The organism is Clavibacter michiganensis subsp. tessellarius, from assembly GCF_021922985.1.
Taxonomy (GTDB): Bacteria; Actinomycetota; Actinomycetes; order Actinomycetales; family Microbacteriaceae; genus Clavibacter; species Clavibacter tessellarius.
The window spans coordinates 1,803,773-1,827,948 of record NZ_CP040788.1 but is presented as its reverse complement, the minus strand read 5'-3'; the positions used below and the strand labels follow the sequence as shown (position 1 = coordinate 1,827,948).

Sequence of the window (24,176 nt, the reverse complement as noted above, 5' to 3'; positions counted from 1 at the left end):
ACTTTTCACCCTCACGCCCTGTGAGGGATGTCCTCGCGGATCCTCCGAGGCTCCTAGCCTTCCGCCATGAAGACACGAAGAGGCCTCACCACAGCTCTGCTCGGACTCCTCCTCCCGGTCGCTCTCGCGGCGGCGGGAGCATCGGCTGCCTCGGCCTCCGCAGCCGATCCGGGCACCACGTCGGCTCGCACCGCCGCGACGACCACCGCCACGACCGCCTCCGGGTGGCTGCACACCGACGGCGGGAAGATCGTCGACTCCACCGGTTCCACCTACACGATCCGCGGCGCCGCCTGGTTCGGGCTCGAGTCGTCGGGCTGCGTCCTCCACGGGCTCGACAAGATCACGCTCGACAGCGGCATGAAGCACCTCCACGACATGGGCTTCACGACGGTGCGCATGCCGTACGCGAACGAGTGCCTCCGGACGTCGAGCGTCGCCGACTGGGGGACCACCGCCAACCCGGATCTGAAGGGCATCACCCCGCTGCAGCTCATGGACCGCGCCATCGCCTCCGCCAAGGCCAACGGCCTCAACGTGTTCCTCGACCAGCACCGCCCCGACGTCAACGGTCAGTCCGAGGTCTGGTACTCCTCGACCCTCCCCGAGTCGCAGTGGATCTCCGACTGGAAGATGCTCGCGGACCGCTACAAGGACGACCCGACGGTCATCGGCGTCGACCTGCACAACGAGCCGCACGGCCAGGCCTCCTGGGGCACGGGCGACACGGCCACCGACTGGCGGCTCGCCGCCGAGCGCGGCGGGAACGCGGTGCTGTCCGTGAACCCGAAGCTGCTCGTCATCGTCGAGGGCACCGACAAGCAGCCCGACGGGTCGGGCACCTGGTGGGGCGGGGCGCTCGGCGCCGCGGGCGACAAGCCGGTGGAGCTGAGCGTGCCCAACCGTGTCGTCTACTCCCCGCACGACTACCCGTCGAGCATCTACGCGCAGTCGTGGTTCAGCTCGCCGGACTACCCGAAGAACCTCACGAGCGTGTGGGACACCCACTGGGGCTACCTCGCGAAGAACGGCGTCGCCCCCGTGCTGCTCGGCGAGTTCGGCACCCGGCTGGAGACCACGAGCGACAAGCAGTGGCTGTCCACCCTCGTGTCCTACCTGCAGACCACCGGCATCAGCTCGTCGTTCTGGTCGTTCAACCCCGACAGCAACGACACGGGCGGGCTCCTGAAGAGCGACTGGGTGACCCCGGAGCAGGCGAAGCTCGACGCGATGGCGCCGATCCTGCACCCGGCGGCATCGTCGGGCGCGGGCGCGGGCGCGGGCGCGGGCTCGGGCTCGGGCTCGGGCTCGGGCTCGGGCTCGGGCTCCGGTTCGGGCTCCGGCACGCAGCCCGCGCCGCAGCCGCAGCCGCAGCCCGCGCCGCAGCCGCAGCCAGCTCCCTCGGGTGGCGCGACCGCCAGCTACAAGCTGAACGGATCGTGGGGCACGGGGTACTCGTCTGAGCTCTCCATCACCGCGGGCTCCGCGGTCTCCGGCTGGGCGGTCTCCTGGGACAGCCCCGGCGTCACGGCCGTGCCGAACAGCTGGGGGATGACCTGCAGCGTCGCCTCCAGCCGCATCACGTGCACCGGAGCGGACTGGGCGGCGCGGATCTCCGCTGGCCAGACCATGCACGTCGGCCTCAACGTGCAGGGGACGCAGGCGCCGAGCGCGCCGACGCTCACCGTCACGAGTCACTGACCCATCCCTCCACGGCGCCGGTCGTCGGGCATCCGCCCGGCGGCCGGCGCCTCCGCTCGTTAAGCTCGACCGGTGCCCCGCCCCGCGATCCCGTCCGTGACCGTCGCGACCCCGGAGGTGCGGGCGCTGCGCGCCGACCTCGAGGCGGCGCCCTTCACCCTGGCCTCGGCGCTCGACGTCTGGGGCGACGCGGCGGGCCAGGCGCTTCACCGCGGCAACCGGATCCCCGCCCGCCGCGCCGTCGCCGCCGCGCGCACCGCGGCGGGCCTCCCGGCTCCCGCCGCCCTCGCGGCCCTCTTCGTGCTCGGCGACCCGGTCGACGCCGTCGACCTCCGCGCCGCCCTGCCGTCCCTCGGAGTGGACGGCGCCGTGCGCCTCGGGCTGGTCGAGGTCGACGGCGAGCGCGTGCGGCCGGCGGTCGACCTGCGGCCCTACGGCTTCATCGACGCGCACGGGGTCGGCGAGTGGTGGATCGCCTCCGACCTCGGCGAGCTCGCCACCGGCGGCGCGCTGGACGAGGACCACGTGCTCGGCGTCGGCGGGGCGTCGGCCACCCTCAGCGGCCTGATGATCTCCACCCCCGTCGCGAGCGCGCTCGACCTCGGGACCGGCTGCGGCATCCAGGCCCTGCACGCCTCCCGCCACGCCGACCGCGTGGTCGCCACCGACATCTCCGCCCGTGCGCTCGCCTTCGCCGCCCTCAACGCGGCGCTCAACGGCATCACGACCATCGAGCTCCGGCTCGGCAGCCTGTTCGAGCCGGTCGCGGGGGAGCGCTTCGACCACATCGTCTCGAACCCGCCGTTCGTGATCACGCCGAGGGCGGAGGGCGTCCCGGCGTACGAGTACCGCGACGCCGGGCTCGTCGGCGACGCGCTCGTGGAGGGCGTGATCGCGGACCTCGCCGACCACCTGACGCCCGGCGGCGTCGCGCAGCTCCTCGGCAACTGGGAGCACCGGGCGGGGGAGCCGGGCCTCGGGCGGGTCGCGGGCTGGCTCGACCGCGCGGCGGCGCGCACGGGGTCCGGCCTCGACGCGTGGGTCGTGGAGCGCGAGGTGCAGGACGCGGCCCTCTACGCCGAGACGTGGATCCGCGACGGCGGCACCCGCGCCGGCACGCCGGAGTCCGAGTCGCTCATGGGCGCGTGGCTCGACGACTTCGCCGCCCGCGGGGTGGACGCCGTCGGCTTCGGCTACCTGACCCTGCGCCGGCCCGCCGCGGCCGCGCCGACGCTCCGCCGCCTCGAGCGCCTGCCCGGGGGCCTCGGCCACAACCCGACCGGCCTGGGCGAGCACCTCGCCGCGTCGTTCTCCGCGCACGACGCCCTGGCGCTCCTCGACGACGACGCGCTGGCCGCGGCCGCGCTCGTGCTGGCGGGCGACGTCACCGAGGAGCGGCACCACTGGCCGGGCGCCGAGGACCCCACCGTGATGATCCTCCGCCAGGGCGCCGGCTTCGGCCGCGAGGTGCCGCTCGACACCGGGCTGGCGGCGCTCGTGGGCGCCTGCGACGGCGAGCTCACCGTGGGCGCCATCGCGGACGCCGTGGCGCAGCTGACCTCCGTCGACGCCGCGGCCCTGCGCGCGGAGCTGCTGCCGCGGATCCGCGGGCTCGTCGCCGACGGCTTCCTGCTGCTGCCGGACGCGACGGCGGACGCGGATGCGGGACAGGGCGCCGCCCGCCCAGGCGACGACGCCTAGGATCTCCGGGTGACCCGCCGAACCGCCCGCCCCGCCGCCCGTCCCGAGATCCTCCGCGCCGTCGTGCTCGACGCCGCCCTCGTCGTCGTCTTCGTCCTCATCGGACGCGCCAGCCACGGCGAGGACCTCGCGCCGTCGGGCGTGCTCGGCACCGCGTGGCCGTTCCTCGCGGCCGGCGTCGTCGGCTGGATCGTGGCGCGCGCCTGGCGGGCGCCGTCCCGCGTGGTGCCCACGGGCCTCCTGGTGTGGGGCGTCACGATCGTCGTGGGCATGGTGCTGCGCGCGCTCACCGGTGAGGGCGTGGTGGTGCCGTTCGTGATCACGACCGCGATCATCCTGGGGATCCTGCTCCTCGGCTGGCGGGGGATCGCCGCCGTCGCGAGCCGCCGCCGGGCGCGGGCCTGACCCGCACCCGTCGCCGTCCCCGGCTCCGTCGGGTCGGCGGCTAGGCGGCCGCCGCCTCCAGCACGGCGATGAGCGCCTTCGCGTAGGCCTCCTCCGCCTCGAGGTCGCGGTGCTCGGCCTCCTCGCCGTCGATCACGACGAGCACCACGTGGGCGCCGTCCTCGGCCCCGCCGATCTCGCGGCGCAGCGACCGGAAGGCGCCGCCGAGCAGCGACCGCAGCTGGTCCTCCCGGGGCAGCCACAGGCTGTCCTCGAGCGCGACGGAGTCGAGCGCCCACTCGGTCGTGCCGTTGAAGCCGAGCACCGTGCCGGTCGCGTGCTCGTGGGCCTCGATGGTGAGCTCGCTGATGGTGAAGACGTCCGACTCGAAGCCCTGGCCGCGGATCCGGAACCGGTCGCCGGGCTCGGGGCTCCACTCGAGGCCGAGCTCCAGGAGGGTCGTCGCGTGCGCGGTGGAGATCATCCGTGCAGTATGCCCGCCGCTCCCGGGCGTCGCCTCCGCAGGTGGGGGAATGTGGGTGCATTAGATTCGGGGCACCGACCGCGGCCGCCGATCGCCGCCGTCCGGGCCCGGGAGGACCATGCGCGCGACAGTGAAGGACGTGGCCGCGCGCGCCGGCGTCTCCCCGAAGACCGTCTCCAACGTGATCACCGGCCGCGTCGCCGTGAGCCCGGCCACCCGCGAGCGCGTCGAGCAGGCGGTGGCCGCGCTCGACTACGTGCCCAACCTCTCCGCCCGCGGCCTCCGCAACGGCCGCACGGGCGTCATCGCGGTGGCGCTACCGGACCTCGGCACGGCGTACTCCGCGGAGCTCGCCCACCACCTGGTGGAGGTGGCGCACGAGGCCGGCTACAGCATCCAGATGGAGGAGACCGGGTCGCGGCCGGACCGGGAGCGCGACCTCATGTCGCGCGCCCGGGAGCACCTGGTCGACGGCCTGATCCTCAACCCGGTGCTGCTGTCGAAGAGCGCCATCGTGCGCGCCGAGTCGCTGCCGCCCGTCGTGGTGATCGGCGAGGTCGAGCAGGAGATCGCCGACCGGGTGGGCGTCGACAGCGTCCAGGCCGCCTACGACATGACCCGGTTCCTGCTCGGCACCGGCGCCCGGCGCATCGCCGCCGTCGGCACGGCCACGCGCGAGGAGTCGGCGGCGGGCGACCTCCGCCGCATCGGCTACCGGCGCGCGATGGAGGAGGCGGGCGAGGCGCCGATCGAGATCGATCGCACCGGCTGGAACAGCGCGTCCGGCGCCGAGGCCGTCGACGCGTGGCTCTCCGGCGGCAACGCCCCGCCGGACGCGCTGTTCTGCTTCACGGACGGCCTCGCGTTCGGCGCCCTGCGCGCGCTCGCCGACCACGGCGTCCGCGTGCCCGAGGACGTCCAGGTCGCGGGCTTCGACGACGTCGACCAGTCCCGCTTCTCGATCCCCACGCTCACGACCGTGCACTTCGACATCCGCGCCTACGCGGAGGCGGCGGTCGCCCAGCTCGTGCGGCGCATCGAGGAGCGCGAGGGCCCGCCCGTGCACGTCGTCATCCCGCACCGCATCGTCGCGCGCGGGAGCACGCGCTCGGCGCCCGCCTTCTGATCTCACCGCTGTCCGCCGACTCCTGAGATCGGCCCCGCGAAACGTTGCGCTCGGCATTACAACGATGTAATGATCATCGCATCACGAAGGAGTGGTCAATGGATCCTGTTGCAGGAGAGGCCGGGGCACGTCCCACGGCATGGTCGAGGCGTCAGCTGATCATGGGCGGCGCGGCCGCCCTGGGCGGCGCGTTCCTGGTCGGGGGTCTCTCCGGCTGCGCGCCCCAGGTGGCATCCGCCGGCGGCATCGTCGACCTGAAGTACTGGCACCTGCTGTCGGGCGGCGACGGCATCCGCATGACGGAGATGGTGCGCGAGGCGGAGGAGACGGGCGACGGGTTCGACGTCACCGCCACGGTCCTCGCCTGGGGCCAGCCGTACTACACGAAGCTCGCCATGGCCTCGGTCGGCGGTCGCGCACCCGACGTCGCCGTGATGCACGCGGCCCGCGTGCCCGGCTTCGCGCCCGGCGGCCTCCTCGACCCGTGGGACCTCGACGTGCTCGCCGAGCTCGGCGTCACGCAGGCCGACTTCGAGCCGCGCGTCTGGGACAAGGGCGTGGTGGACGGGAAGCTGTACTCGATCGCGCTCGACAGCCACCCGTTCGTGATGATGTACAACACCGACATCGCGGGCCAGGCCGGCCTCCTCGGCGACGACGGCCAGCTCGCCCCCCTCAGCTCGCCGGAGGCGTTCGCCGACGCGATGCGCGCCATGCAGCGCGTCACGGGCGTGCACGGGCTCAGCTACGGCTACCTCGGCGACGGTACGCAGATGTGGCGGCTCTTCTACACGCTCTACAAGCAGATGGGCGGCCAGATGGAGCTGCCCACCGGCGGCCAGGTGGTCTACGACCGCGAGAAGGCGCTCGCCGCGGTGGACTTCATCCGCACGCTCCTCGACGGCACCATCGCCACCCCGAGCGGCGACGCCGGCACCGCCATCGCCGAGTTCGCGGGCGGCAAGAGCGGCGCCATCTTCACGGGCGTGTGGGAGCTGCCGACGTTCCAGACCGCGAAGCTGCCGTTCGACGCGATGCCGATCCCGACCCTCTACGGCACGCCCGCGTCCTTCGCCGACTCGCACGCGTTCGTGCTGCCGCACCAGAACGCGCCGGACCCGGAGAAGCGCCGCAAGAGCTACGAGTTCGTCACCGACCTCCTCAAGAACTCGCTGCAGTGGGCGGGCGCCGGGCACATCCCGGCGTACAAGCCCGTGATCGACAGCCCCGAGTACGCCGAGCTCCTGCCGCAGGCGCACTACGCGTACGCGGCCGAGCAGATCGAGTACGACCCGGTCGCGTACTTCACCGGGTCCGGCTCGGACTTCCAGACGTTCTTCGCCGAGAACATGCAGAACGTGTTCCTCGGCCGTCTGGATCCGGCGGCCGGCCTCGACGCCTTCATCGCGCAGATCGACGCGCTGCTCGCCAAGCCCAACCCCCTGTAGCGGCCGGCGGCCGCCTCCGCGGCCCGGCGCATCCTCCCAGCGAAACGACGAAGGAGTCCTCTCGTGACGACAGCAGCACCACCCGCCCCGGTCGCGCCCGCGACCGGTCCCGCCTCCCCGAGCCCCGCCGCCGGCCGTCCCCGTCCGCGCGCGAAGGAGCAGATGCAGGGGATGCTCTTCATCGCCCCCTTCCTCGTCACCTTCCTGCTCTTCCTCGTGTGGCCCGTGCTCTACGGCTTCTACCAGAGCCTCACGGGCCAGAGCCTGACAGGCGCGAACGGCGGTTTCATCGGGTTCGCCAACTACGCGGAGGCGTTCGGCGACTCCCAGATGTGGCGCTCGCTCGGCAACACCGTGGTGTTCACGGTCGCGAGCACCGTGCCCCTCCTCGTGGTCGGCCTGGTCCTCGCGCTGCTCGTGAACCTCGGGCTGCCGGGCCAGTGGCTGTGGCGGCTGTCGTTCTTCCTGCCGTTCCTGCTGGCCTCCACCGTGGTGTCGCTCTTCTGGCTGTGGATGTACAACCCGCAGCTCGGCGTCGTGAACGCGATCGCCGGGTCGCTCGGCCTCCCGCAACCGGCCTGGCTGCAGGACTCGTCGCTGGCGATGGCGAGCGTCGTGATCACCACCGTGTGGTGGACCGTCGGGTTCAACTTCCTCATCTACCTGGCGGCGCTGCAGAACATCCCCGACCAGCAGTACGAGGCCGCGGCCCTCGACGGCGCCGGGAGGTGGCGGCAGCTGTTCTCCATCACGATCCCGCAGCTGGCGCCGACGACCGCGCTCCTCGCGATCCTGCAGGTGCTCGCGTCGCTCAAGGTCTTCGACCAGATCTACCAGATGACCGCGGGCGGCCCCGGCGGCGCGACCCGGCCCATCGTCCAGTACGTCTTCGAGACCGGGTTCACCGGCTTCCGCTTCGGCTACTCGGCCGCCATCTCGTACATCTTCTTCGCCCTGATCGTGGTCATCTCGATCGTGCAGCTCACCGCCACCCGGAGGAAGCCATGACCACCGCCACCCGACCCGCCTTCTCCGCCGGCACGCTCGCCCGCAAGCCGTCCGTCACCTCCGCCGCGCGCGCCGGGCGCACGGGGACGCCGCGGTTCGCGCCCTCCCGCATCGCGGCCCTCCTGATCCTGATCGTGCTCGCGGCCGCCTGGCTGCTGCCGTTCCTCTGGGCGGTGCTCACGTCGTTCAAGTCCGAGACCGACGCGGCCGCCTTCCCCGTGACGCTCTTCCCGGCGGGCGGCTTCACGCTCGACGCCTACGCCTCGGTGCTGAACGGCGGGACCATCCCGCTGTGGACCTGGAACAGCCTCCTCACGAGCAGCGTGATCACGGTGGTGGCCGTCGTGTTCTCCGCGCTCGCCGGCTACGCGCTCAGCCGCATCGACTTCCGCGGGCGCAAGGTGCTGATGGGGGCGATCGTGGCGGCGATCATCGTGCCGCCGCAGATCCTGATCGTCCCGCTCTTCTACCAGATGCTCTCGTTCGACCTCATCGACACCCTCTGGGCGGTGATCCTGCCGCAGCTCGTGCACCCCGCCATGGTCTTCATCCTGAAGGCGTTCTTCGACCAGATCCCCATCGAGCTCGAGGACGCGGCGCGCGTGGACGGCGCCGGGCGCGTGCGCGTGTTCCTGCAGATCGTGATGCCGCTGTCGCGCCCCATCCTGTCGGCGGTGGCGATCTTCATCTTCATCGGCGCGTGGAACAACTTCCTCTGGCCGTTCATCGCGACCAACGACTCGAGCCTCATGACCCTGCCGGTCGGGCTGCAGACGGTGAAGAGCGCCTACGGGATCCAGTACGCGCAGAACATGGCCTCGGCCGTGCTCGCCGCGCTGCCGCTCATCGTGGTGTTCCTGTTCTTCCAGCGGCAGATCATCAAGGGCATCTCGACGACCGGGTTCGGCGGGCAGTGACCCGCGCTCCGCGGAGCTGACGCCCGGCGCACGACGACGGCCCGCCCCGCGCGATGCGGGACGGGCCGTCGTGGTGGTGGGGTGCGTCGGTCAGCTGACGGGGCCCTCCGTGAGGGTGACCTCGGCCGTCTTCTGCGCGCCGGCCGCGGTGGTCCAGCCGAGCTTCACGCGGTCGCCCGGCTTGTGGCCGGAGACCGCGGTGCTGAGCTCGGATGCGGAGGCGACGGGCTTGCCGTCGACCGAGGTGACGACGTCGCCCTGGGCGAGCCCGGCCTTCGCCGCGCCGGAGCCGTCGACGACGCCGGAGAGCGGCGCGCCCGCGACGGCGCCCGGCTGGTTCGCGAGCAGGACGCCGAGGAAGGCGGGGTAGCCGATCTTCACGGTGCCGGACTCGACGCCGCTCTCGATCTGCTTCGCGATGGACATCGCGCGGTCGATCGGGATGGCGAAGCCCGTGATGTCGGCGGATCCGCTCGAGGCGGCCGTGTCGATGCCGACGACCTCGCCGTCCGCGTCCTGGAGGGGGCCGCCGGAGTCGCCGGAGACGATGGGCGCGTCCGTCTGGATCAGGTCGGTGAGCGTCTCGCCCGCCGCCGTGCCCTCGGACTGCGTCGTGACCGACTGGCCGAGCGCCGTGACCGAGCCCGACGCCGCCGTGAGCGTGCCCGTGCCGCCGGCGTTGCCGACGCCGGTGACGGCCTCGCCGACCTGGACGCCGTCCGTGTCGATCTTCGCCGGGGTGAGGCCCGACGCGCCCTCGAGCTTGAGCACCGCGACGTCGTTCGTGGCGTCGGTGCCGACGACCTTCCCGACGTACGCCTTGCCGGTGGACTCCACCGTGACGCGGATGCTCGTGGCGCCGCTGACGACGTGGTTGTTGGTGAGGATGGTGCCGTCGGAGGACAAGATGATGCCCGTGCCGGCCCCCGCCGCGTTCTCGTAGGTGAGGGCGGAGTCGACGGTGACGACCCCGGCGATCTGCTCGGCCGAGGCCTCGGGGGAGGTCGCCGAGGTGCCGGTGCCGGATCCCGAGCCGCGCTGCGTGCCGGACCCGTCGCCGGAGCCCTGCCCGGTGCCGCCCATGCCTCGGCCGTGGCCCTGGCCGGGGACGAAGGAGCCGGGGTCCTGGACGCGCGACTCGCCCGCCGCGGAGGAGTGGCGCCCGAGGTCGGCCATGAAGCCGACCGCGGTGCCGCTGCCGAAGGCGAGGAGGAGGGCGAGGGCGGATGCGCCGGCGATGAGGCCCGTGCGGAGGCCGCGGCCCATGCGCTTCTGCGGGACCGGGTGGCCCGCGCCGTCCACGTGCACGGGCCGGCCGAACGCGTCGGTGGCGGGAGCGGGCCAGGGCGATCCGGCGGGGGCGCCGTGGCCGACGGACGGCGACGCGGTGGCGTAGGCGGCGGTCGGGGCGGCGGGGCCTCCGACGGCGGGGCCGCTCGGGGCGGCCCAGGTGCCGGCGGCGGCGGTGGGAGTCACGTCGGCGCGAGGCGCGGTGGCGGCGGTGGGGGTCGCGTCGGAGTCGGGCGTGACGGAGGGTGTGGGAGTCGCGTCGGCGGAGGGCGCGGGGGTGGTCGTGCCGGCGTCGCCGGCCGGGGCCTCGTCCGGGCGTCCGGTCGGCTCCTGCGGTGTCTCGTTCATGACGGTCCTTCGTGTCTGGGGTGGCCCGATGGGGGCGATGAGGAGATCACACCGCCCGTCCCTATGAGCACCCCATGACGAGCACGAGCGTCGGCCATGGATCCGAGCCGCCGCCGCCCGCCGATCGCCGCCCGCCCCGCGCGTAGGCTCGACGCATGGAGCAGAGAAGCCTCGGCAGGACCCATCGGAACGTCTCGGTCATCGGACTCGGGACCTGGCAGCTCGGCGGGGACTGGGGTGACGTCGCCGAGGACGACGCGCTCGCCGTGCTCGACGCGGCGGCCGACGCGGGCATCACCTTCTTCGACACGGCCGACGTCTACGGCGACGGCCGCAGCGAGACGATCATCGGATCCTGGCTCCGCGCGCACCCGGACTCGGGCGTCACGGTCGCCACGAAGATGGGCCGCCGCGACGCGCAGGACCCCGCGAACTTCACCCTCGACCGCTTCCGCGAGTGGACCGACCGCTCGCGCCGCAACCTCGGGGTCGACACGCTCGACCTCGTCCAGCTGCACTGCCCGCCCACGCCCGTCTTCTCGAGCGACCGCGTCTACGACGCCCTCGACGAGCTCGTCGCCGACGGCGCGATCGCGTCCTACGGCGTCAGCGTCGAGACGACCGACGAGGCCCTCCTCGCCATCGCCCGCCCCGGCGTCGCGAGCGTGCAGATCATCCTCAACGCGTTCCGCCTCAAGCCGCTCGACCGCGTGCTGCCCGCCGCTGTGGAGGCGGGCGTCGGCATCATCGCGCGCGTCCCGCTCGCCTCGGGCCTCCTCAGCGGCCGCTACTCGGCGGACACGACCTTCGCCGAGACCGACCACCGGAACTTCAACCGGAAGGGCGAGGCGTTCGACGTCGGCGAGACCTTCTCCGGCGTCGACTACGAGCAGGGCGTCGCCGCGGCGCGCGAGTTCGCCTCCGCCGCCCACGAGGCCGCGCCCGACCTCACGCCGGCGCAGGTCGCGCTGGCCTGGATCGTGCAGCGCGAGGGCGTCTCCACGGTGATCCCCGGCGCGCGCAACGCGGAGCAGGCGCAGGCCAACGCCCGCGCCGGCGACGCCCCCGCGCTCGGTGAGGTGTTCGAGCGTCAGGTCGCCGACGTCTACGACCGGTACTTCCGCGAGGCCGTGCACCCCCGCTGGTAGTCGCGCCGGACGTACGACGGCCCCGACCCGCTCTGCGCGGGTCGGGGCCGTCTGGCGTGCGGGACCTACTGGAGCGAGTCGCAGGCGCTCGACATCTGCGTCTTCAGGTCGGCGCTGATGGGCTGTCCGACGCCGGGCGCGATCTGGTCGGCGAGGGCCGTGATCTGCTGGCCGGCCGCGGCGGCGCCGCTCTCAGGCGAGGCGGAGATCTCGGTGCCGAGGTCGCGGAACGCCTGGACGTCGGACTCCTCGAGCGTCGACTTGTCCTTGAGGCCGCAGGCGATGTCGCGGGTCTTCGCGGCGATGGCCTCGCGGGATCCGGTCGCGGCGGCGTCACCGGAACCGGCGTCGGCGCTCGCGTCGGGCGTGGGCGTCGCGGCCTCGGCGGATGCGCTCGCGGAGGCGGAGGGCGTGGGCGTCGCGGCGTCGTCGGCGGCAGGCGAGCTGCAGCCGGCGAGCGTCAGGCCGAGGACGAGCCCCAGCCCGGCGATCCCGGCCCGCAGGCGTCGCGTGGTCAGAGGGGTCTGCTGAGAGGTCATGCCCTCACACTATCCAGCCGGACGACGTCGTTTTCCGCGGGGGCGGGAACTTTGGGGCGCGGCCCGCGGCGTGCGGCCGGGCCTGTCGTGCGGAAGGGGAGCGGCGCGTCAGGTGACGATGGCGACCGGCTCCGTGTCCGGGATGGGGCCGGCATCGCGCCCCCGCAGATCGGGGCTGTGCCGGTGGAAGACGGCCGCGATCGCGGTGCCCGCTGCGAGCAGCACAGCCGCCACGACGAAGGCGCCCTGGGCCCCCTGCGCGTCGATCACGAAGCCGGCGGCCGCCGAGCCGAGCGCGGCCCCGATCAGCTGGCCGGTGCCGACCCAGCCGTACGCCTCGGCGGTGTCGCTGAACCGCACCGACGAGGAGACGACGGCGAACAGCACCGCGAGTGCCGGCGCGATGCCGACGCCCGCGAGGAAGAGGAACACGGAGAGCCAGGCGAACTGCATCCAGACGGCGGCGAGGGCCGTGCCGACCAGGATGATCGTGAGGCGTCGGGCCATGGCCCACGGGCTGATGGGGATGTGCCCGAGCGACAGGCCGCCGATGAGCGAGCCGACCGCGAAGATCGCGAGGACGAAGCCGGCCTCCGGCCCGCCGTGCCCGTACACCGCCACGACGCCGGCCTCGATGGCCGAGCACGCGGCGATGAGCAGGAAGCCGACCACCGTGCTGAGCAGCACAGGAGGACGCCCGAGCACGACGCCGAAGCGGCGCTTGCTGCGCGGGATGCGCACCCGGCCGAGCTCGGGGGAGGAGATGAACCACGCGCCGCCGCCGACGAGGAAGGCGGCCGCGACGAGGATCCCCGCGCTCGTGTCGACCTGGATGGCGAGGAACGTCGCGATGACGGGCCCGAGCACCCAGATGATCTCCTGCGCCGAGGCGTCGAGCGAGAACAGGGGCGTGAGCTGCTTGGAGTTGACCATCTTCGGGTAGATGGTGCGGACGGCGGGCTGCACGGGCGGGTTGGCGAGGCCGGCGACGAGGCCGAGCACCATGAAGACCGGCACCGAGGTGCCCGCGTCGCCGAGCGCGACCGCGACGACGGCCACGGTGCACACGAGGGACGTGAGGATGAGGACGGGCCTCATGCCCCAGACGCCCATCCACCTGCTGGTGAGGGGGCCGGCCACGGCCTGGCCGATGCTCGTCGCGGCGAGCACGAGGCCGGCGGCGCCGTACGAGTCGTGGATCCGCTCGACGTGCATGAGGAACGCGAGCGAGAGCATGCCGCCGGGGAAGCGCGCCACGAGCTGGGCGGCGATGATCCGGCCCACGCCGCGGGTCTTGAGGAGGCTTCCGTACGTGCTCACGAGGGTCAGATCCTACCGTCCGGCAGGCATCCGCCCGCAGCCCCGGGCGCCACCGGACAGGGATGTCGGCGGCGCTCCGTAGCCTGTGGAACCTGTGGACAAGTCCGCGGAGTTGTCCACACCTGTGGACGACACGCCCACTACATATGGGGTTGGGCTCGGCCGGGGGCCCGCATATATAGTGATGGGACCGCGGGACACCCCGCCGCCTTGGCTCCCTGGAGCCGGGCGGATGAGGGCCCGCCGAGCATTTCCCCTGGTGAGGACCAGGGCTGGTGAGGCACATGGCGCGGCGGGCACGACCCGCACCGCGTCGCCGCCGACAGCAGGACGGTCCGCAGCCGATCAGGGCGGACGACGAAGACGACGAGGAGCAGAGTGTCCATCACCGTAGTGAAGCGCGACGGCACGCGGGAGCCGTACGACGCGAACCGCATCAACCTGGCGATCGAGGATGCCACGCAGGGCCTCGACGAGAACATCGGCTGGGTCACGCAGATCGCGTCCGAGCTGGAGATCACCCTCTTCGACGGGATCACCACGCAGCAGCTGGATGAGGCCGTCATCCAGGTCGCGCTCCAGAACGTCAAGGACGACCCGGCGTTCGACACCGTCGCCGCGCGCCTCCTCCTCAAGACCATCTACAAGCGCGTCCTCGGCGACTACTCGTCGCCCGAGGAGCTCAAGCGCCTCCACGCGGAGCACTTCGCCCGCAACATCCAGCGCGGCGTCGACGAGATGCTCCTCGACTCCCGCCTGGTGCAGCTGTTCGACCTGGAGCGCCTCGCCCAGGCCCTCGAGCCCGCGCACGACGAGCTGCTCAAGTACATCGGCGTCGTCACGCTGAACAACCGCTACGGCATCAAGGGCCGCAACGGCGACGCCCTCGAGGTGCCCCAGTACTTCTGGATGCGCATCGCGATGGGCCTCACGCTCAACGAGCAGAACCCCACCGAGACGGCCATCGCCTTCTACGAGAAGATGTCGAAGCTCGAGTACCTCGCGGCCGGCTCCACCCTCGTCAACGCGGGCACCATCTACCCGCAGCTCGCGAACTGCTTCGTCATGGAGATGCAGGACGACATCGAGCACATCGCGAAGACCACGCGCGACGTCATGTGGCTCACCAAGGGCACGGGTGGCATCGGCCTCTCCGTCTCGAAGCTGCGCGCGCAGGGCTCGCCCATCCGCTCGAACAACACCACCTCCACGGGCCCGATCCCGTTCATGCACACCATCGACTCGGTGCTCCGGGCCGTCAGCCGCGGCGGCAAGAAGTTCGGCGCCCTGTGCTTCTACATGGAGAACTGGCACCTCGACTTCCCCGAGTTCCTCGACCTCCGCCAGAACTCGGGCGACCCGTACCGCCGCACCCGCACCGCCAACACGGCCGTGTGGATCAGCGACGAGTTCATGAAGCGCGTCCAGAACGACGAGGACTGGTACCTCTTCGACCCGCTGGAGGTCTCCGACCTCAACGAGCTGTACGGCAAGGCGTTCTCGGAGCGCTACGCGTTCTACGTCGGCGAGGCTGAGGCCGGGCGCATCCGGATGTTCAAGCGAATCAAGGCGCGCGAGCAGTTCAAGTCGATCCTCATCTCGCTCCAGACCACCAGCCACCCGTGGCTGACCTGGAAGGACACGATCAACAACCGCGCCCTCAACAACAACACGGGCACGATCCACCTCTCGAACCTCTGCACCGAGATCACGCTGCCGCAGGACGAGGACAACGTCTCCGTCTGCAACCTGGCGTCCATCAACCTGTCGCAGCACTTCTCCGACGGGAAGATCGACTTCGCGAAGATCGAGCAGAGCGCCCGCCTCGCGGTGCGCCAGCTCGACAACCTCATCGACATCACGCGCTCCAGCGTGAAGGAGGCGGACTTCTCCAACCAGCAGAACCGCGCGGTGGGCCTCGGCGTCATGGGCTTCACCGACGTCGTCGAGAAGCTCGGCTTCTCGTACGAGTCCGAGGAGTCGTACGACCTGATCGACGAGATCATGGAGCACGTCTCCTACGCGGCCATCGACGAGTCGGCGGACCTCGCGAAGGAGCGCGGCGCGTACCCGAACTTCGAGGGCTCGCGCTGGTCGGAGGGCCTCGTGCCGCTCGACTCGATCGCGCTGATGGAGGCCGACCGCGGCGTGCCCGTCAAGGTGAACCGCACCACGCGCCTCGACTGGGACGCGCTGCGCGCCAAGGTCAAGGGCGGCATGCGCAACGCGACGCTCATGGCGATCGCGCCCACCGCGTCCATCGGCCTCGTCGCCGGCACCACGCCCGGCCTCGACCCGCAGTTCTCGCAGATCTTCAGCCGCTCCACCTCCTCGGGCAAGTTCCTCGAGGTCAACCGGAACCTGGTGAAGGACCTGCAGGAGCTCGGCCTCTGGGAGACGGTGCGCGAGAGCATCCTCCGCAGCCAGGGCGACATCCAGAACATCGCGGCGATCCCGGACTCGGTCAAGGCCACGTACCGCACGAGCTTCCAGCTCTCGCCGTACGCGTTCCTCGAGGTCGCGGCGCGCGCGCAGAAGTGGATCGACCAGGCCATCAGCCGCAACATGTACCTCGAGACGCGCGACCTCGGCGACATGATGGACATCTACTTCGCCGGCTGGGAGCGCGGGGTCAAGACCACGTACTACCTGCACATGAAGCCGCGTCACACGGCCGAGCAGTCGACCGTCAAGGTCGACAAGTCGCAGGACGCCGACGGCACCAAGCGCAAGGGCTTCGGCGGATTCGGTGGCGGCGCTCCCGCGGCCGCGCCCGCATCGGCCCCCGCGTCCACCGCGACCGCGGAGGCCCCGGCCCCGCAGTCCGCTCCCGCGCCCCGCAAGGGCTTCGGCTTCGGCGGAGTGGGAGGTGCACGCTGATGAACGACGACACGTTCGGCGACTACGTCGTCCCCATGGACCCCATGGACGAGCTCCAGTGCGACTCCTGCCAGTAGGCAGGCGCCGCTCCTAGAGCCCTCCCGGCCGCACGGCCGCCCCACCGCATCACCCCGCACGACGCATTCGGAGAGAAGAAGCACATGTCGAAGATCCTCGGCACGGGAATCCAGGAGGGCCTCCTCCTCAAGCCCGTCAACTACCAGTGGGCCATGGACCTGTACGACCAGGCCGTCGCCAACACGTGGTTCCCCAACGAGATCCAGCTCGGCGAGGACATCGCGGACTTCAAGAAGATGACGGACGAGGAGCGCCACGCGATCACGTTCCTCATGAGCTACTTCAACCCGAACGAGCTCCTCGTGAACAAGGCGCTCGCCTTCGGCGTCTACCCCTACATCAACGCGCCGGAGTGCCACCTCTACCTGGCGAAGCAGATGTGGGAGGAGGCGAACCACTGCATGTCGTTCGAGTACGTCCTGGAGACGTTCCCGATCGACCGCGAGGCCGCGTACAACTCCCACGTCGACATCCCGTCGATGGCCCGCAAGGAGGAGTTCGAGGTCAAGTTCATCAAGCGCATGACCGAGCAGACCCTCGACATCACCACCACCGAGGGCAAGAAGGACTTCGTCCGGAACCTCGTCGCGTACAACGTGATCCTCGAGGGCATCTGGTTCTACTCGGGCTTCATGGTGTCGCTGTCGTTCCGCCAGCGGAACCTGCTGCGCAACTTCGGCTCGCTCATGGACTGGATCGTGCGCGACGAGTCGCTGCACCTCAAGTTCGGGATCAACCTCATCCTCACGGTGCTCGAGGAGAACCCCGACCTGCAGACGGAGGAGTTCGCCGCCGAGATCAAGCAGATGATCCTCGACGCCGTCGAGATGGAGGAGCAGTACAACCGCGACCTCCTGCCGAACGGCATCCTCGGCCTCAACGCGAACTACATCAACCAGTACGTGAAGTACCTGGCCGACCGCCGCCTGGAGGAGCTCGGCTTCGAGGCCGAGTACAAGGTCTCCAACCCGGCGAAGTGGATGGCGACGGCGAACGACACGCTGCAGCTCGTCAACTTCTTCGAGTCGACGAACACGTCGTACGAGTCGAACGCGTCGGCCACCGTCGGCGCCAAGTAGGACCGACCGGCGCGCCCGCGCCGCATCGCACGACCCGACGCCGCCCGCGCCGCGCATCCTCCCGGATGCCGGTGCGGGCGTCGTCATGCCCGCGCCGGCACCGGCCGGGACGGACAGGGAGAGGGAGCATGACCGAGCAGGAGCCCGGGCCCCGGCACGTCGCGCGCGACGGGCGGGCGTACCGCACCGAGGTGGTCGGCTGGGACGACCCGCGCGGGGCGCGGATCCGTGCCGCCATGGAGGCCGAGATGGACGTGCGGTACGAGGGGCGGCACGCCGACGACCCCGACTGGCCCGCGAAGGCCGCGGTGGCGTTCGCGTTCGACCCGGCCGACGTGGAGGCGATCGTGCTGCTCGTCCTCGACGGGGACGACCGGGACGCGGCCGCGCACGGCGTCATCCGGCACCTCGGCGACGAGCTCGAGCTGAAGAAGGTCGTCGTGGATCCCGCGCACCGCGGCACCGGCCTCTCCCGCGTGCTCATGGCGGAGCTGGAGCGCGTGGCGCAGGAGCGCGGCGCGCGACGGCTGATCCTGCAGACGGGCGACCGGCAGCCCGACGCGATCCAGCTCTACGCGACCGCGGGATGGCTGCCCATCGACGTGTACCCGCCGTACATCCCGGTCACGAACTCCGTCTGCTTCGAGAAGCCGCTGGGCTGACGGCGGCCGACGCGGGGAGGATGGGGTGATGGACATCCTCATCACGCCGACCGAGCTCGACCATGCCCTGCGCACCCGCGACGACGTGCGCGTGCTCGACGTGCGCTGGTCGCTCGGCGGTCCTCCCGGCCGGCCGCTGCACGAGGCCGGCCACGTCCCCGGGGCCGTCTACGTGGACCTCGACACAGAGCTGTCGCGCCACGGCTCGCCCGAGGAGGGGCGGCATCCGCTGCCCGACGCCGCGGCGCTGCAGGAGGCGGCTCGGGGCTGGGGCATCCGGATGGGCGACGTCGTCGTCGCGTACGACGGCGGTGGCAGCATCGCGGCGGCGCGCGCGTGGTGGGTGCTGCGCGACGCCGGGATCGCGGACGTCCGGATCCTCGACGGCGCGCTGCCCGCCTGGATCGCGGCCGGCCTGCCGCTCGCGACCGGCCCGGTGGCGCCGACGCCCGGCGACGTCACGCTCACGAGCGGGCTCCTCGCGGTGGTCGACGAGGCGGGCGCCGCGCGCGTCGCGCACGACGGCGTCCTGCTCGACGCGCGCGCGGGGGAGCGGTACCGCGGGGAGGTCGAGCCGTGGGATCCGCGCGCCGGCCACATCCCCGGTGCCCGCAGCGCACCCTCCTCGGACGCCCTCGCCGCCGACGGCGCGTTCCGGCGGCCGGAGGAGCTGCGCGCGCGGTACGCCGGGCTCGGCGTGCCCGACGCGGGCGAGGTCGCGGTGTACTGCGGATCGGGCGTCAGCGCGGCCCTCGAGGTGGCGGCGCTCCGGATCGCGGGGATCGACGCGGCGCTGTACCCGGGATCCTGGTCCGCCTGGGCCAACCGCCCGGAGCTGCCGGCCGCGACGGGCGCCGCGCCGGACGGGGACCGCTGATCAGAGGGGCAGGCGCTGCACGGCGATGATCGTGCAGTCGTCGGCCTGGCTGACCGGCGTGCGCGCGTTGAGCGCGTCGATGAACCGGCGCGGCGAGCCGTGGAGCCGCAGGAACTCCGCCAGGTACGCCTGGGCGGCCACCTCGTCGTCGAAGAAGTCGAGGAGGCCGTCGCTGAAGACGAGGAGGGTGTCGCCGGGTTCCAGCCGGATCGACTCCTCCTGCCACGCATCCGGCGCCTCGAGCCCGAGCGGCAGATGGCGGCCGCGCAGGCGCACGGTGCTGCCGTCCGCGCGGATCACGAGGGTGAGGCCGTGCCCGGCGTCGACGTAGGTGAGGATGCCCGTCGTGAGCTCCAGCCGGGCGTGGAAGAGCGTGCTGAAGGATCCCGCGGACGCCAGGTCGTCGACGAGCGCGGTGGCGGTGCGCACCATCGTGCTGCGGACGCCGTCCGTGCGGGCCGCCAGGCGGATGGTCGCGCGGACGCCCGCGGCGAGGATCGCGGCGCCCACGCCCTTGCCCATCACGTCGGCGAGCGTCAGGCGGAGGTCGCCGCCCTCGAGGAACCAGTCGTGCACGTCGCCGCCGACCGTCTGCGCGGGGATGCTCGTGCCCGCGACCTCGTAGCCGTCGAGGTGCGGGGCCGGCCGCGGCGAGAGCGCGCGGGCGACCTCCGCGGCGCGGTGGCTGTCGGTCTCGCGGGCGAGCTCCTCGGAGAAGAAGTCGCCGATGAGGGACAGGCGGGCGCGGTCGGTCGGGCCGAAGGAGCGCGGCACGGTGTCGGCGATGAGGAAGACGCCGACCACGTTGCCGTCGGGCGCGCGCAGCTGCTGCGCCGCGTAGAAGCGGATGCCGAGCGGACCCGTGACGCTGGGCGAGGAGGCGAGGCGCGGGTCGAGCAGGGCGTCCTCGACGACGAGCATGCCGTCCGCGTCGAGGGCCGCCTCGGTGAACGTGCCGTTCCGGGCCCAGCGCGGGCTGGGCAGACCGGTGGCCGACTTCATCCAGATGGCGTCGGCGCCGACCATGCCGACGGCCGCCATCGGCACGCGGTAGAACTCGGCGATCATCACCGTGATGCGGTCGAAGCGCGTCTCGGGAGCCGTGCCGAAGATGTGCAGCGCCTCCAGCGACTCGAGCCGCTGGCGCTCCCGGAGGTCGGTGTCCATGCGGTCCCCCCTGTGCCGTCGACCGTGGATCCCCCGATCCGCGCATCGCGCACGCCGCCTGTCCGGCCGGTCGTGCGGGATGCCCAGAGTCTACGCGCGTGGGGAAACGGACGCGCCGCCTCAGCCCGCGAGCACCTTGCGGATCCGCTGCAGCGAGACCGGCTCGGCCGTCGGCAGGTGCTGGGCGAAGAGGCTGAGGCGCAGCTCCTCCAGCATCCAGCGGGCGTGCACGAGCGACTCGGGGGCGTGCGGCGCGGACGGGATGACGCCGCCGGCCTCGCGGTAGAGGTCGGTCGCCTTCTGCACCTCGGTCATCCAGGCGCGGTCGCGCGCGGGCTGGTCGGGGAGGCGCTGCACGCGGTGGGTGAGGCCGGAGAGGTAGGCGGGCAGGCGCTGCAGCCGCGCGAGCCCGGTCGCCGAGACGAAGCCGGGGTGCACGAGGCCCGCGAGCTGCTCGCGCGCGTCGGTGAGGGCGCCGATGAGCTGCATGCTCGTGGCCTGCTTGATGGCGCGCTCGGCGTCGCGGTACCCCGTGAGGATCCGGTTGACGAGCGCCACGGTGTCGAACATGGAGTCCATGACGACGCCCGAGACGCGGTCGCGCGCCGTCTCGAACAGCTCCTTGGAGTAGATCGCGCCGCCGGGGGCCACGCGCTCGAGGACCTGGTCGATGCAGGCGAGCAGGCAGTCGTCGAAGAGCGCCTGCACGTTCGGGTACGGGCTCGTCGCGAGCATCAGCTTCTCCTGGCTCGTGAGGTGCTGCTTCACGTAGGCCGAGGGGTTCGCGATGGCGAGCACGAGCAGGCGCCGGACGCCGCCGGGCATCGCGCGCGCCTGGTCCTCGGCGGTCGCCATGAGGCGGATCGCGACGGTGGATCCCTCGTCGACGAGCGCGGGGTAGGCGCGGATGACGTGCCGGCTGTCGCCCGTGCCGCCCTGCGCGGTGTCGACGAAGCGGGGCAGCTCGTCGAGGTCCCACGTGGTGAGGCCGGTGCGCTCCATGCCGCGCGTCGCGGGTCCGGATGCCCCGGCGACGCGCTCGACCGGGCGGGCGGTGGCGCGGGCCACGCTGTCGCGCGCGCGGCTGGAGAGCCGCGCCTGCAGCTCCGTGAGGTCGCGTCCTGCGGCCACCTCGCGGCCCCGCTCGTCGACCACGCGGAACGCCATGCGCAGGTGCGCGGGGATCCGGTCGAGGTCGAAGTCGTCGTCCGCGACGCGCACGTGCGCCTTCCGCATGATGAGCCCCGCGATGGTGGTGGTGAAGGCCACGGGGTGCTGCGGATCCGGGTCGGGCAGCCCCTCGATGAGGCGCGCGGCCCAGTCGGCCGCCGGCACCACGTTCTTCCGGAGCGCCTTGGGCAGCGCCTTGATCATCGCGGTGACGAGGTCGTGCCGCATGCCGGGCACCTGCCAGTCGAACCCGGCGGGGCTGAGGCGCGCGAGGAGCGCGAGCGGCACCTGCACGGTCACGCCGTCGTCGGGCGCGCCCGGCTCGAAGCGGTAGGTGAGGGAGAGGCGCTGGTCGCCCTGCTGCCAGGTGGGCGGGAAGGCGGCCTCGTCGACGTCCACCGCGTCCTCCGCGAGGAGCTCCTCGGCGGTCATGGTGAGGAGCTCGGGCGTCTCCTGGCGCTGCTTCTTCCACCAGCCCTCGAAGGCGCGCGTGGAGGCGACGTCGCGCGGGATGCGCTTGTCGTAGAACTCGAAGACGGCCTCGTCGTCGTTGAGGATGTCGCGGCGGCGCGTGCGCTCCTCCACCTCCGCGAGCTCCTCGCGGAGCTTCCGGTTGGCGCGGTCGAACGCCTGCTGCGACTCCCAGTCGCCCTCGACGAGCGCGTGCCGGATGAAGAGCTCGCGCGCGTACGCGGGGTCGATGCGGGAGAACTGCACGCGGCGCTTGAGCACGATCGGCACGCCGTACAGCGTCACCCGCTCCCACGCCACGGTCGCGCCCTGCTTCTTCTCCCAGTGCGGCTCGCTGTGGGTGCGCTTGACGAGCCCGCCCGCGATGGGCTCGGCCCACGCCGGGTCGATGGCCGCGTTGGTGCGCGCGAACAGGCGGCTGGTCTCCACGAGCTCGGCGCTCATGATCGCGTCGGGCTGCTTCTTCGCGAGCGCGGATCCGGGGAACACCACGAACCGGGCCTGCCGGGCGCCCACGTAGTCCTTCTTCTGCGCGTCCTTCAGCCCGATGTGGGAGAGGAGGCCCGCGAGGAGCGACTTGTGGATCCCGTCCGGGTCGGCCTTCGGCTCGTTCATCTGGAGGTCGAGCGGGCGGGCGAGCTGGCGCAGCTGCCGGAACACGTCCTTCCACTCGCGCACCCGCACGTAGTTGAGGAACTCCGCCTTGCACATGCGGCGGAACGCGCTCGAGGAGAGCTCGGCCTCCTTCTCCTCCAGGTGGTTCCAGAGGTTGAGGAGGGTGATGAAGTCGCTCGACGGATCCACGAATCGCGCGTGCTGCTGGTCGGCCTGCGGGCGCTTCTCGAGCGGGCGCTCGCGGACGTCCTGGATGGTGAGGCCGGCCACGATGATCATGACCTCGCGGCTCACGCCGTGCTTGCGCGACTCGACGACCATGCGCGCGAACCGCGGGTCGATGGGCAGGCGCGACAGGTCGCGGCCCACCTTGGTGAGCGCCGGCGTGCCGTCGGGGGAGCGGACGACCGCGCCGAGCTCCGTGAGCAGGTCGACGCCGTCCTTGATGCCGCGGGAGTCCGGCGGCTGGAGGAACGGGAACGCGGCGATGTCGCCGAGGCCGAGCGACACCATCTGCAGGATCACGGCCGCGAGGTTCGTGCGGAGGATCTCGGGCTCGGTGAACTCGGGTCGGCGGAGGAAGTCCTCCTCCGAGTAGAGGCGGATCGCGATGCCGTCGCTCGTGCGGCCGGAGCGGCCCGAGCGCTGGTTGGCCGACGCCTGCGAGACGGCCTCGATGGGGAGCCGCTGCACCTTGGAGCGCACGGAGTACCGGGAGATGCGCGCGGTGCCGGCGTCGATCACGTACTTGATGCCGGGCACCGTGAGGCTCGTCTCGGCGACGTTGGTGGCGAGCACGATGCGGCGGCGCACGCCCGCCTGCGTCGACGGCTGGAAGACGCGGTGCTGGTCGGCGGAGGAGAGCCGGCCGTAGAGCGGCAGCACCTCGGTGTGCGGGAGGTTCCGGCTGCGGATCGCGTCCTCGGCGTCGCGGATCTCGTTCTCGCCGCTGAGGAACACGAGCACGTCGCCCGAGGACTCGGCGGCCAGCTCGTCGAGCGCGGCGTTGATGCCCTCGAGGTAGTCGCGGTCGTCGGCCGGGCGCTCCATCGGGGCGTCGGCGAGGTCGTCGTCCTCGCCCGCGACCGCGGCCTCCGCGACGAGCGGCCGGTAGCGGATCTCCACCGGGTACGTGCGCCCCGAGACCTCGACGATGGGCGCGTCGCCGAAGTGCCGCGAGAAGCTCTGCGGGTCGATGGTCGCCGACGTGATGATGAGCTTGAGGTCGGGCCGGCGCGGCAGCAGCTGCTTGAGGTAGCCGAGCAGGAAGTCGATGTTGAGGCTGCGCTCGTGGGCCTCGTCGATGATGATCGTGTCGTACTTCCTGAGCAGCCGGTCGCGCTGCAGCTCGTTCAGGAGGATGCCGTCGGTCATCAGCTTGATGCGGGTGTCGGCGGAGACCTTGTCGGTGAAGCGCACCTGGTAGCCGACGAGCTGGCCGACCTCGCCGCCGAGCTCCTCCGCGATGCGCTCCGAGATGGTGCGCGCGGCGAGCCTGCGGGGCTGCGTGTGGCCGATGCTCTCGCGGCCGAGCTCGAGGCAGATCTTCGGCAGCTGCGTGGTCTTGCCCGAGCCCGTGGCGCCCGCCACGATGACGACCTGGTTGTCGCGGATGGCGTCGGCGATCTCGTCGCGCATCCGGCTGACGGGGAGCTCCGGCGGGTACGCGATGCTGAATTCCATGCTGGGGTCAGTCTATCCGCGGGCCGTCGACCCTCCCCGGCGGGGGTCGCGGTGGATATGTTCGGGAGAAGGCGCCGGCC

General features: G+C 72.1%; 18 protein-coding genes. 12 read left to right on the top strand and 6 right to left on the bottom strand.

Annotated elements, in window-relative coordinates; translation table 11 throughout:
* Positions 1-66: 66 nt before the first annotated feature.
* The 3 genes from FGG90_RS08400 to FGG90_RS08390 all read left to right on the top strand — a co-directional run bounded on the left by FGG90_RS08400 (position 67) and on the right by FGG90_RS08390 (position 3,807).
* Positions 67-1,701 (top strand): cellulase family glycosylhydrolase, encoded by a 1,635-nt coding sequence (locus FGG90_RS08400; RefSeq protein WP_094128109.1) that lies wholly within the window; start codon positions 67-69, stop codon positions 1,699-1,701.
* Between the two features lie 72 nt (positions 1,702-1,773).
* Complete coding sequence (locus tag FGG90_RS08395; RefSeq protein ID WP_094128111.1) at positions 1,774-3,402, top strand: DUF7059 domain-containing protein; 1,629 nt, start codon at positions 1,774-1,776, stop codon at positions 3,400-3,402.
* A 9-nt stretch (positions 3,403-3,411) separates the two neighbouring features.
* Positions 3,412-3,807, top strand: a complete 396-nt coding sequence (locus FGG90_RS08390; RefSeq protein ID WP_094128114.1) for a DUF3054 domain-containing protein — start codon at positions 3,412-3,414, stop codon at positions 3,805-3,807.
* A gap of 40 nt (positions 3,808-3,847) precedes the next feature.
* Here the strand turns inward: FGG90_RS08390 and FGG90_RS08385 are convergent, their stop codons facing one another.
* Positions 3,848-4,270 carry a pilus assembly protein CpaE gene (locus FGG90_RS08385; protein ID WP_094128117.1) on the bottom strand — a complete coding sequence of 141 codons (423 nt, stop codon included), beginning with the start codon at positions 4,268-4,270 and terminating at the stop codon, positions 3,848-3,850.
* A 118-nt stretch (positions 4,271-4,388) separates the two neighbouring features.
* Between FGG90_RS08385 and FGG90_RS08380 the strand changes: the two genes are divergently transcribed.
* The 4 genes from FGG90_RS08380 (at position 4,389) to FGG90_RS08365 (ending at position 8,769) form a co-directional block, all read left to right on the top strand.
* A complete protein-coding gene (locus tag FGG90_RS08380) occupies positions 4,389-5,396 on the top strand; it encodes a LacI family DNA-binding transcriptional regulator (protein ID WP_094128120.1) in 1,008 nt (335 codons plus the stop codon).
* A 98-nt stretch (positions 5,397-5,494) separates the two neighbouring features.
* Entirely contained in the window at positions 5,495-6,844 is a 1,350-nt protein-coding gene (locus FGG90_RS08375; RefSeq protein ID WP_094128123.1) for an extracellular solute-binding protein, read from the top strand.
* Positions 6,845-6,907: 63 nt separating this feature from the next.
* The gene (locus tag FGG90_RS08370; RefSeq protein ID WP_094128126.1) at positions 6,908-7,852 is read left to right on the top strand and encodes a carbohydrate ABC transporter permease; all 945 of its coding nucleotides are present in this window, start codon (positions 6,908-6,910) and stop codon (positions 7,850-7,852) included.
* A complete protein-coding gene (locus FGG90_RS08365; RefSeq protein ID WP_094128129.1) occupies positions 7,849-8,769 on the top strand; it encodes a carbohydrate ABC transporter permease in 921 nt (306 codons plus the stop codon). The genes FGG90_RS08370 and FGG90_RS08365 overlap by 4 nt, the downstream gene beginning before the upstream one ends.
* A 90-nt stretch (positions 8,770-8,859) precedes the next feature.
* Here FGG90_RS08365 and FGG90_RS08360 read toward each other — a convergent pair whose 3' ends face one another.
* Complete coding sequence (locus tag FGG90_RS08360) at positions 8,860-10,407, bottom strand: S1C family serine protease (protein WP_237583266.1); 1,548 nt, start codon at positions 10,405-10,407, stop codon at positions 8,860-8,862.
* A gap of 155 nt (positions 10,408-10,562) precedes the next feature.
* Here FGG90_RS08360 and FGG90_RS08355 point away from each other — a divergent pair, with 155 nt between their 5' ends.
* Positions 10,563-11,555 carry an aldo/keto reductase gene (locus tag FGG90_RS08355; RefSeq protein ID WP_094128132.1) on the top strand — a complete coding sequence of 331 codons (993 nt, stop codon included), beginning with the start codon at positions 10,563-10,565 and terminating at the stop codon, positions 11,553-11,555.
* Between the two features lie 65 nt (positions 11,556-11,620).
* On the opposite strand, the gene FGG90_RS08350 is transcribed toward FGG90_RS08355, so the two are convergent.
* A complete protein-coding gene (locus FGG90_RS08350; RefSeq protein WP_094128135.1) occupies positions 11,621-12,094 on the bottom strand; it encodes a hypothetical protein in 474 nt (157 codons plus the stop codon).
* A 108-nt stretch (positions 12,095-12,202) separates the two neighbouring features.
* Positions 12,203-13,414, bottom strand: a complete 1,212-nt coding sequence (locus FGG90_RS08345) for an MFS transporter (RefSeq protein ID WP_094128138.1) — start codon at positions 13,412-13,414, stop codon at positions 12,203-12,205.
* Between the two features lie 378 nt (positions 13,415-13,792).
* Here FGG90_RS08345 and FGG90_RS08340 point away from each other — a divergent pair, with 378 nt between their 5' ends.
* The 4 genes from FGG90_RS08340 to FGG90_RS08325 all read left to right on the top strand — a co-directional run bounded on the left by FGG90_RS08340 (position 13,793) and on the right by FGG90_RS08325 (position 18,990).
* Positions 13,793-16,294, top strand: a complete 2,502-nt coding sequence (locus FGG90_RS08340; RefSeq protein ID WP_094128141.1) for a ribonucleoside-diphosphate reductase subunit alpha — start codon at positions 13,793-13,795, stop codon at positions 16,292-16,294.
* A gap of 161 nt (positions 16,295-16,455) precedes the next feature.
* Positions 16,456-17,451, top strand: coding sequence for a ribonucleotide-diphosphate reductase subunit beta (locus FGG90_RS08335; protein WP_012039117.1), 996 nt, complete (start codon positions 16,456-16,458; stop codon positions 17,449-17,451).
* A 128-nt stretch (positions 17,452-17,579) separates the two neighbouring features.
* On the top strand, positions 17,580-18,113 hold the full coding sequence (locus FGG90_RS08330; RefSeq protein ID WP_094128144.1) for a GNAT family N-acetyltransferase: 534 nt from the start codon (positions 17,580-17,582) through the stop codon (positions 18,111-18,113).
* 28 nt (positions 18,114-18,141) lie between these two features.
* The gene (locus FGG90_RS08325; protein ID WP_094128147.1) at positions 18,142-18,990 is read left to right on the top strand and encodes a sulfurtransferase; all 849 of its coding nucleotides are present in this window, start codon (positions 18,142-18,144) and stop codon (positions 18,988-18,990) included.
* Here the strand turns inward: FGG90_RS08325 and FGG90_RS08320 are convergent, their stop codons facing one another.
* Together FGG90_RS08320 and hrpA are read right to left on the bottom strand one after the other, a co-directional pair.
* On the bottom strand, positions 18,991-20,157 hold the full coding sequence (locus FGG90_RS08320; protein WP_094128150.1) for a PP2C family protein-serine/threonine phosphatase: 1,167 nt from the start codon (positions 20,155-20,157) through the stop codon (positions 18,991-18,993).
* 120 nt (positions 20,158-20,277) lie between these two features.
* Complete coding sequence (hrpA, locus tag FGG90_RS08315) at positions 20,278-24,096, bottom strand: ATP-dependent RNA helicase HrpA (RefSeq protein WP_094128153.1); 3,819 nt, start codon at positions 24,094-24,096, stop codon at positions 20,278-20,280.
* Positions 24,097-24,176 lie beyond the last annotated feature (80 nt).

Bases quoted from the DNA above. Each gene is read 5' to 3' on its own strand.
- FGG90_RS08400 (WP_094128109.1), top strand. From the start codon at position 67: ATGAAGACACGAAGAGGCCTCACCACAGCTCTGCTCGGACTCCTCCTC.
- FGG90_RS08385 (WP_094128117.1), bottom strand. From the start codon at position 4,270: ATGATCTCCACCGCGCACGCGACGACCCTCCTGGAGCTCGGCCTCGAG.
- FGG90_RS08380 (WP_094128120.1), top strand. From the start codon at position 4,389: ATGCGCGCGACAGTGAAGGACGTGGCCGCGCGCGCCGGCGTCTCCCCG.
- FGG90_RS08375 (WP_094128123.1), top strand. From the start codon at position 5,495: ATGGATCCTGTTGCAGGAGAGGCCGGGGCACGTCCCACGGCATGGTCG.
- FGG90_RS08365 (WP_094128129.1), top strand. From the start codon at position 7,849: ATGACCACCGCCACCCGACCCGCCTTCTCCGCCGGCACGCTCGCCCGC.
- FGG90_RS08360 (WP_237583266.1), bottom strand. From the start codon at position 10,407: ATGAACGAGACACCGCAGGAGCCGACCGGACGCCCGGACGAGGCCCCG.
- FGG90_RS08355 (WP_094128132.1), top strand. From the start codon at position 10,563: ATGGAGCAGAGAAGCCTCGGCAGGACCCATCGGAACGTCTCGGTCATC.
- FGG90_RS08350 (WP_094128135.1), bottom strand. From the start codon at position 12,094: ATGACCTCTCAGCAGACCCCTCTGACCACGCGACGCCTGCGGGCCGGG.
- FGG90_RS08335 (WP_012039117.1), top strand. From the start codon at position 16,456: ATGTCGAAGATCCTCGGCACGGGAATCCAGGAGGGCCTCCTCCTCAAG.
- FGG90_RS08330 (WP_094128144.1), top strand. From the start codon at position 17,580: ATGACCGAGCAGGAGCCCGGGCCCCGGCACGTCGCGCGCGACGGGCGG.
- FGG90_RS08325 (WP_094128147.1), top strand. From the start codon at position 18,142: ATGGACATCCTCATCACGCCGACCGAGCTCGACCATGCCCTGCGCACC.
- FGG90_RS08320 (WP_094128150.1), bottom strand. From the start codon at position 20,157: ATGGACACCGACCTCCGGGAGCGCCAGCGGCTCGAGTCGCTGGAGGCG.
- hrpA (WP_094128153.1), bottom strand. From the start codon at position 24,096: ATGGAATTCAGCATCGCGTACCCGCCGGAGCTCCCCGTCAGCCGGATG.